The 11016-nt window shown below is 65.5% G+C and carries 10 protein-coding genes; 2 read left to right on the forward strand and 8 right to left on the reverse strand.

Going from position 1 to position 11016, the window contains the following annotated elements; translation table 11 throughout:
- Positions 1-386: 386 nt before the first annotated feature.
- The 6 genes from HMPREF0591_RS21015 to HMPREF0591_RS21040 all read right to left on the reverse strand — a co-directional run bounded on the left by HMPREF0591_RS21015 (position 387) and on the right by HMPREF0591_RS21040 (position 6135).
- Entirely contained in the window at positions 387-1319 is a 933-nt protein-coding gene (locus HMPREF0591_RS21015) for an SAM-dependent methyltransferase (protein WP_007170642.1), read from the reverse strand.
- Between the two features lie 55 nt (positions 1320-1374).
- Entirely contained in the window at positions 1375-2313 is a 939-nt protein-coding gene (locus HMPREF0591_RS21020) for a class I SAM-dependent methyltransferase (protein ID WP_007170643.1), read from the reverse strand.
- A gap of 69 nt (positions 2314-2382) precedes the next feature.
- A complete protein-coding gene (locus HMPREF0591_RS21025; protein WP_007170644.1) occupies positions 2383-3387 on the reverse strand; it encodes a zinc-binding dehydrogenase in 1005 nt (334 codons plus the stop codon).
- 14 nt (positions 3388-3401) lie between these two features.
- Complete coding sequence (locus tag HMPREF0591_RS21030) at positions 3402-3797, reverse strand: nitroreductase family deazaflavin-dependent oxidoreductase (protein ID WP_007170645.1); 396 nt, start codon at positions 3795-3797, stop codon at positions 3402-3404.
- Between the two features lie 27 nt (positions 3798-3824).
- Entirely contained in the window at positions 3825-4694 is an 870-nt protein-coding gene (locus HMPREF0591_RS21035) for an SDR family NAD(P)-dependent oxidoreductase (RefSeq protein ID WP_007170646.1), read from the reverse strand.
- A 79-nt stretch (positions 4695-4773) separates the two neighbouring features.
- Positions 4774-6135, reverse strand: a complete 1362-nt coding sequence (locus HMPREF0591_RS21040; protein ID WP_040623568.1) for a cytochrome P450 — start codon at positions 6133-6135, stop codon at positions 4774-4776.
- Between the two features lie 157 nt (positions 6136-6292).
- Here HMPREF0591_RS21040 and HMPREF0591_RS21045 point away from each other — a divergent pair, with 157 nt between their 5' ends.
- Entirely contained in the window at positions 6293-7798 is a 1506-nt protein-coding gene (locus HMPREF0591_RS21045) for a flavin-containing monooxygenase (RefSeq protein ID WP_007170648.1), read from the forward strand.
- Between the two features lie 156 nt (positions 7799-7954).
- Here the strand turns inward: HMPREF0591_RS21045 and HMPREF0591_RS21050 are convergent, their stop codons facing one another.
- Entirely contained in the window at positions 7955-8767 is an 813-nt protein-coding gene (locus HMPREF0591_RS21050) for an acyl-CoA thioesterase (protein WP_007170649.1), read from the reverse strand.
- A 484-nt stretch (positions 8768-9251) separates the two neighbouring features.
- On the opposite strand from HMPREF0591_RS21050, the gene HMPREF0591_RS21055 reads away from it, so the two are divergent.
- Positions 9252-10316 carry a S1 family peptidase gene (locus HMPREF0591_RS21055; protein ID WP_007170651.1) on the forward strand — a complete coding sequence of 355 codons (1065 nt, stop codon included), beginning with the start codon at positions 9252-9254 and terminating at the stop codon, positions 10314-10316.
- Positions 10317-10495: 179 nt separating this feature from the next.
- Here HMPREF0591_RS21055 and HMPREF0591_RS21060 read toward each other — a convergent pair.
- The coding region (locus HMPREF0591_RS21060; protein ID WP_007170652.1) for an SAM-dependent methyltransferase at positions 10496-11016 on the reverse strand (521 nt) is incomplete at its 5' end.

Here is an 11016-nt window from a genome sequence, read left to right on the forward strand (position 1 = left end):
ATCCCCCAGTACACGCTGATCTCCAACCGGCCCGACGCGGTCACCGAGGTCGGCGGGTGGCGCGACCCGCGCGGCTTCTACCGGGCACGGCGCCACCAGCAGGCGGCGACCGAGCCGGCAGCCGAGCGCGCCGCGACCGGGCGCTAACGACGCCGATCCCCGCCGCGGCATGAGCGAGCCGCTCGCGGGCGTGCGCCGCGTGAGGCAATAAGAAAACACGGTGTCAGAATCGTGGCGGGCCGCCAGGATTGAGCACGCTCAGACATCGAAGTCCGATAGCGATCGAGATGCGGTGCGCGATCCGAGTTTTGCGGCCACGGCGCGACCGAGCTACGAGGCTGTGCACCCAGGTGAGATGGCACCAAAGCAGGGGCGTTGCAGGTCGGTCATCGGCGCAGCACCGAGGTGTAGTAGATGTTGTCGGCCAGCGACACCGAGTCAGGATTGTGCGGGATCCTCGCTAAGCCGTTAGCGGCTAACAGCTGACTCATGGTGGCGCCCACCGTTTCCCATCCCAGCTTTTCCAGGTAGCTGGCGACGTTGTTGCGATCGCCCCGGTAACCGAGATCGGCCAGTTCGAGCTCGAGGCCGTGGTGGCGCCATCGTGCGGTAGCTCTGCGGATCATGTCCTCAAAGCGTTGGGACTCCTGCGGTGACATGTCGGGCAGGGCTTCACTGGCCAACCGGCTGCCCGGGGCGCTGAGCACGGTGACGTTGTCCAGCAACAGGTCTTGCGCTACAGGCGGCAGATAGTCGAAGAGCCCCTCGGCGGTCCACGCGGTGGGTTGGCTGGTATCCAGGCCGGCCTCGATGAGCGCTTTGGGCCAGTTCTGTCGCAGGTCGACGGCCACGGTGCGCAGGTCGGCCTTGCTGGTGGCACCCAGCTTGGCCACCTGCGCCGACTTGAACGCGAGCACTTGTGGCTGGTCGATTTCGAAGACCGTCATGTCCGGCGGCCAGGCCAACCGGTAGGCCCGGGTGTCGAGGCCCGAGGCCAGGATGACCGCCTGGCGGATCCCGGCCCAGATCGCATCCTGGACAAAGGTATCGAAGAAACGCGTCCGGGCCGCCATCGTGGTGGGCATGTGCTCGAGGCGCCAGCCCGATTCGCCCTCGTCGACGTCGGCGGCGACCAGATCGCCGCTGACCCAGCGCGTGAAGAACTCCACCCCCACCGCACGCACCAACGGTTCAGCGAACTGGTCTTTGATCAACGGGGTAGCGGCCTTGGTGGCCAGCGCCCGGGCAGCAGCCACCATCGTGGCCGTGGCGCCCACGCTGCTCGCCAAGTCCCAGGTGTCGGTGTCCGTGCGCGGCATCGGGGATGTTCTCCTATCCGGGTGATGGTCCAGTGAACGGCGGCCCCACGGGCCGTTACGCGCGTTCGGCGGTAACGAAATGCGCGACCGCGTCCCAATCCTCACCGGCCGCTACGTCCACCCACCGGCCCCGCCGACGCATTTCGTCGGCAGAGTTGTGCGCGGTGGCCCGCCAGCCGTGCAGGTTGAGCCAATCGGCCACGACCGCGCGGTCGTCGTCGTGATAGATCAGATCGTCCAAGTAGAAGGTGAGCTCGAGGGACAGTTGCGTGGCGACGCGCTCGAACCGTTCTCGCGACTCGCGTCGCCACGCATCGTTGATGCGGGCCGCGGTTTCGGCGGCGATACGGCTGCCGGGCGCGCTCAACAACGTGACGTGGGCGAACAGCTGGTCCTGGGCGTCGGCAGGCAGATACATCAGCAATCCCTCGGCCAGCCACGCCGTGGGCACGGTGGTGTCAAAGCCCGTGGCGCACAACGCCGCCGGCCAATCCCGGCGCAGATCGATCGCCACCTCGCGGCGAGTCGCCGACGGGGCCACACCATTTTCGGCCAACGTCCTCGACTTGTAGGCCAGCACTTTGGGCTGGTCGATCTCATACACCGTTGTCCCAGCCGGCCAGTCCAGCCGGTAGGCGCGCGAGTCGAGCCCGGACGCCAGAATCACCACCTGCCGGATACCGGCCTGCGTCGCGTGCGTGAAGTAGGCGTCGAAGAAATGCGTGCGCACCGCCTGATACCCGCGCATGTGCTCGAGCACCGCGGCTGTCTGGGCGTCGATGGCTGCCACCTTGTCGACCAGCGAGTCGTCCAACAAGATGGTCTCCCACACGCCGGTGCCCGCGTGGCTGGCCAACAGCCGGGCATAGGGATCGCGGATCAGCGGATCGGGACGCTCGGTCTCGATGGCTCGGGCCGCGGCCACCATCACCGCCGTAGCGCCGACGCTGGTGGCGATATCCCAGGTGTCATCGCCGGTGCGCAACGTACTCATTAGACTCTCCCCTTCTGGCAAATGTGTGTGATCATCACGTGGCGTGGATGAGCTGCGCTGGCGGTGTCGTCACGGCACCAGGACCACCTTGCCGATGTTTTCGCGTGCGGCCAGGATGCGGTGGGCTTCGGGTGCCTTGTCGAACGGAATCGCCGCGTGCACAACCGGTTTGACGATCCCGTCGCCGATGGCGTGCGAGATCGGGGTGACCCAGGGCGCTAAAGTGCCGCGGTCATCCCAGAGCCCCAGCAAGTTGAGTCCCACCACAGATTTCGACTCGCTGAGTTGGGTGATCAGGTTGAACCCGCGCAGCATCGGCAACAGCTGGGGCAGCGCGGTGGCCAGCGAGCGTTTGTCGCCGCGTTGCAGAGCCGAAAAGCCGTAGGCCACCAGCCGACCGCCCTGGCCCAGCAGTTTGTAGGAGCGCCGCAGCGAGGTCCCGCCCAGTGCATCGAGGACCAGATCGTAGGGCGGCAGATCCCGCCACCACCGGTCGCGGCGGTAGTCGATGACCCGATCGACACCCAGTTCGGTCAACCGTGCGTGTTTGGCCGGTGAGGCGGTGCCGTGCACTTCGGCGCCGGCCGCCTTGGCCAGCTGCACCGCGGCGATGCCAATGCCGCCGGCCGCGGCGTGCACCAAGACCCGCTCGCCCGCGCGTAGCGAGCCGTGGCCGTGCAGCGCCGCCCACGCGGTGGCGTAGTTGACCGGGATCGCCGCACCTTCTTCGAAGCTGAGCGATTCGGGCAGCACCGCCGTGTCGGATTCGGGCACGTCGACGATGTCGGCGTAGCCGCCAAAGCGGGTCCCGGCCAGCACCCGCTGACCGATCCGTGCGGGATCGACTCCGGCGCCGACGGCGCTGATCGTGCCCGCGACCTCAAAGCCGATGACCGCCGGCAGCTTCGGCGCGCCCGGATACAGCCCGACCCGCGCCAGGTGGTCAGCGAAGTTGACGCCGGCGGCACCGACCGCGATCTGCACCCGTCCCGGCCCGGGCGGGCTGGGATCGGGGCGCTGCTGCACGCTCAATACCGACGGGTCGCCGTGTCGGGTGAGAACAATTGCTCGCATCGTCGATCGCCTTGTCAGTTCCCGGTTTTCAGCAGCAACACCTCAGCGAAGGGGGCGCGCGCATAGATCGGGCGCCACCGGCTCACGACCAAGGGCTGCGCGTCGGCTTTGGTGACCACGTGCGGATCGGTGACCGTGATGGTCTTGCCGTAGTGCTGGATCTCCGCGCTGCCAGCCGCAGTGACGTTTTTTAGCCACTCGGTGTGAGCCGGCCCGTAGGGCAAGAACACCGCCAATCCCTCGCCGGTGGGGAAGATGTTCAGCGGGGTGCGGTAGCGCTTTCCGGATTTGCGACCCACATGGGTCAACAGACCCATGGCGGGCACCCATCCGGCCCACAGCCGGACAATCTTGTTGGTCACCAACCGGTTCCACCGCGCATACCATCGGGGAAACTGCGCCACGCCCATTCTCCTCGCTGTTGTCGATCGACACTGTTACTGGCTTGGCTGGCTGGCCAGCGCGGACTGGCGGCGCCGGCGCAGCCGGGTCTGCAGCAGGTTCATCACGTCGTAGTAGTGGGTCGGCGCGAGCCGCGTGAGCAGGTCGAACACGTAGGCGTCGGGTCCGATCAGGATGCGGGCCTTGCCCGCTTCCACGCCGCGGTGAATGATCTCGGCGGCCTTGTCGGGTTGGGTCAGCGTTAGCGCCGCGAATTCTGCGATCAGCTGTTCGTGGCTGCGGCCCAAGCCCTCGGGGTCTTTGCGGAAGCGGGCGTTGCGCACGATGTTGGTGTTGATTCCCCCCGGGTGCACGGTGATCGCGCCAACGCCGCTACCCCGCAGCTCCTGGCGTAGCGCGTCGGTGAACCCTCGGACCGCGAATTTTGCGGAACAGTACGCACTTTGGTGCGGTATGCCGGCCAAACCGAACACACTGGAGGTGTTGATGATAACCCCCGAGTTCTGGGCGGCCAGAATCGGCAGGAACGCCCGGGTGCCGTTGACCACGCCGTGAAAGTTGATGTTCCACAGCCAGTTATCGTCGTCGGGGTTGGCCTCGAGCACGCTCGAGCTCACCGCCACCCCGGCGTTGTTGAACACCGCCCCGATGATGCTAGGCGCCCACCCCAACACGTCGGCGGCGAAATCGCGCTGGGCCGCGGCGTCGGCGACGTCGAGCACCCGCACCAGCGACGGGCCTCGAAGCGATTTCTCGGTTTCCTTCAAGCCCTCTTCGTCGATGTCAGCGATGGCCACCGCGCAACCGTGGTCAGACAATCGCTGGGCCAAGGCGCGACCGATTCCTGAGGCGGCACCGGTGATGACCGCGGTGCGCCCAGAAACGATCCTGGTTTGCTTGCTCATCGTTGCTCCTCGAATGTCACTGGCCCACAAGGCGATAGCTTGGCGCGCGGGAAAAGGTCGGCCCCGATAGCCCAACCAGTCATGTCGGCGTCGGCTGGGCCTGCGCCCGGGCCGGCACAGATGCGTGAGCGTCGCGGCGGCGGTGCACGATGGCGCGTCCGCCCCTGGCGGGCGCGTTGGCAATTCCGCGGGAGTGACGGCGCTCGGGTGGGTCGTCGGTGGGGATAAACTCGAACTCACGCAACAGGGTTCGCAGCGTTACATTCATCTCCATGTTGGCGAACGCGGCTCCGATGCAGCGCCGGACGCCGCCGCCGTACGGGATCCACGTGTAGTTGTCTGGTGGGTGGTCCAGGAACCGGTCGGGGTTAAACGTCGCGGCGTCAACGTAATTGGCTTCGGAATCCTGGGTCAGCGCGACACTGGTCAGCACCGCGTGATGTTCGGGAATCACCCAGGGGCCCAACCGGATTCGGGCGCGGGTCAGGCGAGAGGTTCCTTCGATCACCGGGCGGGTGCGCTGGACTTCCCAGATGGTGGCCTGAGCAAGCTGCGATCCCCCGGCGTCGACCTCGGCGACCAGGCGCTCCAGCAGCTGCGGGTGGCGACGAAGCCGTTCCACCGCCCAGGCCAGCGTCGTGGCCGTCGTCTCGTGCCCGGCGGCCAGCAATGTCAACAACTCATCGCCCACGTGCCCATCAGAGATCGGGGAGCCGTCCTCGTAACGAGCCGCCAGCAGCAGCGCCAGCACATCGGTGCGCTCCCGGTCACCGGTATGGGCTCGTGCCTGGGCGATCAACGAGGCGATGACCTCGTCATAGCGGCGCCGGTAACGCGCCACCCGACCCCACGGGCTGAACGGACCCAGATCGCGGCGCAGCCGCGGCGGTAGGATCGCCATCCGGGACGCCAACGCCACCCACGGCGGCAACAGCTCACGCAGCTCATCGAGCTCGGATCCCTGCGCCCCGAACACCGTGCGCAAAATCGCGTTCAAGGTGATGCGCATCATCGACGGTAAGGTCTCGAACTCGCGGCCCATCGGCCAGTCGGATGTCTCGCGCAGTACCTCTTCTTCCACGATCGTCTCGTAGCCCGCCATTCGGCGGCCGTGAAAAGGCGGCACCAGCAGTTTGCGTCGTCGCAGATGCTCGGCGCCGTCCAAGCTGAATGTGGATCCGGGCCCGAACACCGATCCCAGGTTCGAGGCCCGGCCCAGCAGGTCGGGGCTGGTCGTGAACAGATCCTTGATCAACACCGGATCACTGATCACCACCGCCTGGCCGATAATCGGCAGATTCACCGTGAACGCGCTGCCCCAGCGTCGGCCCAGTGCTGCGACGATCCGGTGCCGGGCAGTCAACACCGCCACCCCCTGCACGACCTTCGGCAGCGTCGGCCCGGGCGGCAGCCGAACCGGGTCCGTTGTCACTTCAGCCACCGCCACCTCCCAGTCATCACTTCCCCCGCACCCCGTACGGTACGTAAACGTACCACCGAACACAAGGGGCCTTTACGTGCCAGAACCCGCGGTGGTACGTTCCCGTACCGAAAGCGGGTACGATTATGTGCCGTAGGCGCGACGGGAGCAGCCACCGATGTCGAATCCATCCATCACCGACAGCGACGTCCTCATCGTCGGAGCCGGGCTGTCCGGGATCGGCGCCGCCTGCCAACTGCGCACCGCATGCCCGAACAAATCCGTCACCGTGCTCGAGGCGCGCTCCGCGATCGGGGGCACCTGGGATCTATTCCGCTACCCCGGCATCCGCTCCGATTCGGACATGTTCACCCTGGGTTATCGATTTCGGCCCTGGACCGATCCCAAAGCCATCGCCGACGGACCTACCATCTTGCGCTACATCCACGACACCGCCGAGGAATTCGACGTGCAGCGGCTGATCCGGCTCAACCACCGCGTCGTGTCGGCCCACTGGGACAGTGCCCAGAGCCGCTGGACGGTGCATGTGGAGCGCACCGACACCCACGAACAGCTGCTGTTTTGCTGCGCGTTCCTCTACGTCTGCTCGGGCTACTACCGCTACGACGAAGGCTTTAGCCCCCGGTTCCCCGGCGTCGAACAGTTCGGTGGCCCGGTGATTCATCCCCAGCACTGGCCCGCCGACCTCGACCACGCGGGAAAGCGCGTCGTGGTCATCGGCAGCGGCGCCACCGCGGTGACCCTGGTCCCCTCGCTGGCAGAGACCGCCGGCCACGTCACCATGCTGCAGCGCTCACCCAGCTACGTCGCCGCACGCCCGGCACATGACCCGATCGCCGACCGGTTGCGCGCCCAGCTGCCCCAGAAACTGGCCTACGCCCTGGTGCGCTGGAAAAATGCGCTGCTGGGCATCACGTTCTTCAACCTCAGCCGCCGGCGTCCCGAGCTGATCAAGTCGATGCTGCGCAAGGCCGCCACCAAACAACTGCCACCCGGCTACGCCGTCGACACCCACTTCGCGCCGTCCTACAACCCGTGGGATCAACGCATGTGCCTGGTCCCCGACGGCGACCTGTTCGCCGCCATCCGCGACGGGCGCGCTGACATCGTCACCGACCAGATCGACACCTTCACCCCCACCGGCCTTCGCCTACAGTCCGGCGCCCATCTCGACGCCGACATCGTCGTGAGCGCCACAGGCCTGAATATGCTGGCGATCGGCGGAATGGCGCTGCGGGTTGACGGCCGCGACATCGACGTGTCACAGACGGTGTCCTACAAGGGCATGATGCTCTCAGGTGTCCCCAACTTCGCCTGGACGGTCGGCTACACCAACGCCTCCTGGACACTCAAAGCCGACCTCGTCGCCGAATACGTGTGCCGGCTACTGCAGCATATGGACCGCCACCACTACGCTTCGGTCACGCCCGACGCGACCGGCATCACCGCGGCCAACCCGTTTTTGGACCTCAGGTCCGGATACGTCCAACGCAGCCTGGCCGGCCTGCCCACACAAGGCGAGCACGCACCGTGGCGGCTACACCAAAACTACGTCAAAGACGTCTGGCTGCTACGCCGCGGACGCCTCGACGACGACGTCATCTTCACCGCCGCCCCCGCCGCCGCGCCCGCGCGCCACACCACAGCCATGAGCAGCGGCTAGCACGCCCCGCCGACGACGAGGTCAGCGACGCGCACGGCACGGAAAACCATTGCTGCGGTGACCCAATCACGCCTCGCAGGTGCGGGAGCCCCAGATTCCGTCGGCCGCGATGTGTGTCGACTCCGGATCGCTCAGTCTGACGTAGTCCGGACGGTGCTACAGCCGCCACAGCGCTTCTTGGCTGGTGCTGGCAATCAGTGCGCCCGACCTGTCGTAGAAAGCCCCGGCAACCAAACCCCGAGAGTCGCTGTTGGTCAACGACTTCACCTCATAGCGATGCCACCGCTGCGGATCGAACGGCCGATGAAACCACACCGAGTGATCCAAGCTCGCGGTGTAGCCGGCGTCAGGACGCAAGGGTGTACCCGGGGGGCGTGCCACCGGAAGCGGACCGAAATCGGACAGAAACGTCAGGATGCAGGCCCGGGCCAGCGGGTCACTCGCCACAGGGGCGGTGATCCGAATCCAAAACGGCGGCAACGCAAATGCCGACGGATCATCTTCTGTCGTGCGGATTTCGACCAGCTCATCGAACACCGCGCTGGGACTCTTGGGCACCGCATCTTCAAACTTCAGTGCCGTGGCTGCCGCGGCTTGCCAGTCAGCGCCGGGCTCGGGTCGGTGAAACGAGGTCAACATCTCCAAAATCGGGGAACCGGCCTGGCGTGCCCGCACCCGGCGGGTGTCAAAGGATTTCCCGTCGCGGGTGCGCTCGACGTGATACTCGACATCGACACCGTAGCGGCCGGCCCCCACGAAATAGGCGTGCAACGACTGAGGGGCCTTGGAAGAGTCAACGGTGCCACCAGCGGCGGCCAGCGCCTGCGCCGCGACGGTACCGCCGAACAAGCGCTCCCCGGGCCCAGATGAGCTGCGTCCCACGAAGACATCGCCCTCGCGGCGAAGAGTCAGCAGACCGGACACCCAGCGCGCCGCCCCGGCAACGCCGTTCGTATCCGCGCCGCTCATGACCACCTCGGCACTCACCGGCACACCTCTTTTCGGTACGGGTCCGTACCAGACTCAACGGTACGACCTTGTACTGGTGTTCACAAATCCACGCCCGGCCGCCCAGCAAGCGAAACGGAGACAATCGGCTGTGGATCCCCACCCGGAAAAATGTGCTCAACCAGAAGGACTGCTGCTGCGGCTGCCGAGAACGCGCCGCGGTGCCTCATAGTTCGAGACGCACCGGGTGTGAAGGCCAAGATGGCGTTAAGGGCATGCATCAAAACATTTTCCGTACTTATGCCCACACCCTGTATCCACGCGGTCGGATGGCTGCAGGAGCCCTGGTTGAGATAAGCCCCGCTGCGGATCTGGGTGTCGTTCGCGCTGTGCGCAGTCCTCGGCGCCTAGACGACGACCGATGTTAGTGTCAGAGTCGTCGTTGACGATTGATCGAAGCCGCAAACGTCATGCCCCTCTCGGCTGCGCCGGGTAGCGTGCGGATGTGGCCACGATTCCGGGTCCTCGCGCCCCTGTCCCCATCGACTATCTGGTGGACATTGCAACAGAGGCCGCTCGCTTCTTCTCCCGCGACCGCGAGACACATGCCGCACTGCTGCTGGAGGTCGCGAAGGCCGACCCCCCTGGGTCGTTGCTTCCTTTCACAATGAATGACTTTTTCCTTTACCTCCAGCAACGCGGATTCCCGAACGCCCAGTCGCAAGGCGTCCTCATCGAACGGCTCTTAAACCGTATGGTGGACGCTCGGATGATCACCGATCATGGGCAGCAACCCGGCTTTGACATCTTCGGCCATCGGCTGTTCACCGACGACGCTCAATTACGGACACAATCTCAATCCGAGGGATACCTCTGGTTGGCCGAACCGCTTGGGGCTGGGCTGATCAAACCAGCCTACGGATCGGTCACCGTTCCCATCGCCGGCCTTTCCAAGGCGACAGGTGATGAACGCATCGGCAGTGGACTTGTCCTCGACGAGTTTCACGTACTGACGAATGCGCACGTTGTCAACGACATGACACTAAAAGATGAGATCGAGCACTCCAGGATCATGCCGCCTGCGGGCCCTGCTCCAGTTCGAGAAGGCTCAGGCGTTCCGATCGTTTCATTTTGCGCACACAGCAGGGTCGACGTAGCGGTGATCACGGTGCACCCGGCTGAGGGCCAGCCCGGGTTGCCCGTGCTCGGCGGCGTTGCGTTCCGACCGCCTCAATGGCCCGACGAAACGTATGTATTCGGCTACCCTCCCATTGCGAGAACGTCGGCCCCGCATATGGTCTGCGAGCGGGGCGAAGTGGTCAACGGCTCCATCAGTGACTATTCGACTGACGACGAATTCTTTGTGTACTCGGCAACCACACGGCCCGGCAACAGCGGTGGACCCATTGTCGCCCAAGACGGCCGCGTCATCGGACTGGTAGCCCACGACGTCCTGGCCGAAGGAAGCAGTGCCGACTCCTTCTATCGCGGCATACCCGGGCATGTAATCGTCGACGCGCTGACGGCGATGGGGTTCGGAGACCTTGTTACCCTAGAGGATTGGTCGTAGGCCAGCCGCTGCAGCGCCAGCGCGCTCGTGGCGTTCAGTGCAGCCGCCGCCGGTACGACGCCCGGTATCCGGATGCAGCACAACGCCTTTGGGGCTCCCATTTCGTCGCCGTCCCCCGCGGCAGTTCTCCGCTCGGTTAGTAAGCGAATTGATTTCTTCGTCTCGTAGGGGAATCGCCATCACCGGGTGGCGGACACGTATTTGATGTCGCCGAAGGCGAGCATGGACGGTGTCTCTGGGATATCGAACCCGTTGTGGGCGTACAGTTCTGATGTAGTCCGTATCGTGGTGTGCCAGCCTCGGTGCGCCAGGTAGGCCGCGGCATCGTTGCGTTCGCCGTCGTAGATCAGATCAGGCCAGTTGAGATTCAATCCCAGTTCTCGCCAGCGTTCGTTGAGCTTGCGGCCGCCGTTCTGCACGCGTTCGCGCGTGTCGGGGACATAGCCGGTAGCGATGCGGCTGCCGGACGGACTGAGCGCGGTGATGTTGTCGAACAGCTGGTCCTGGGCGTCTGGCGGCAGGTAGTCCAGCAGTCCCTCGGCGATCCAGGCTGTCGGCTGTGTCGAGTCGAATCCGTTGTGGCTTAAGGCGGTAGGCCAGTCGTCGCGCAGGTCTATCCCCACGGCCCTACGATCGACGGTCGGGCCGGCACCGAGGTCGGCAAGGGTGCGAGTCTTGAAATCGATGACCTGCGGCTGGT

This window comes from Mycobacterium parascrofulaceum ATCC BAA-614 (genome assembly GCF_000164135.1).
GTDB lineage: Bacteria > Actinomycetota > Actinomycetes > Mycobacteriales > Mycobacteriaceae > Mycobacterium > Mycobacterium parascrofulaceum.

What these genes read in the sequence shown, in the direction of transcription:
- HMPREF0591_RS21015 (WP_007170642.1), bottom strand. Translation starts at nt 1,319, where the DNA reads ATGCCGCGCACGGACACCGACACCTGGGACTTGGCGAGCAGCGTGGGC.
- HMPREF0591_RS21020 (WP_007170643.1), bottom strand. Translation starts at nt 2,313, where the DNA reads ATGAGTACGTTGCGCACCGGCGATGACACCTGGGATATCGCCACCAGC.
- HMPREF0591_RS21025 (WP_007170644.1), bottom strand. Translation starts at nt 3,387, where the DNA reads ATGCGAGCAATTGTTCTCACCCGACACGGCGACCCGTCGGTATTGAGC.
- HMPREF0591_RS21030 (WP_007170645.1), bottom strand. Translation starts at nt 3,797, where the DNA reads ATGGGCGTGGCGCAGTTTCCCCGATGGTATGCGCGGTGGAACCGGTTG.
- HMPREF0591_RS21035 (WP_007170646.1), bottom strand. Translation starts at nt 4,694, where the DNA reads ATGAGCAAGCAAACCAGGATCGTTTCTGGGCGCACCGCGGTCATCACC.
- HMPREF0591_RS21045 (WP_007170648.1), top strand. Translation starts at nt 6,293, where the DNA reads ATGTCGAATCCATCCATCACCGACAGCGACGTCCTCATCGTCGGAGCC.
- HMPREF0591_RS21050 (WP_007170649.1), bottom strand. Translation starts at nt 8,767, where the DNA reads ATGAGCGGCGCGGATACGAACGGCGTTGCCGGGGCGGCGCGCTGGGTG.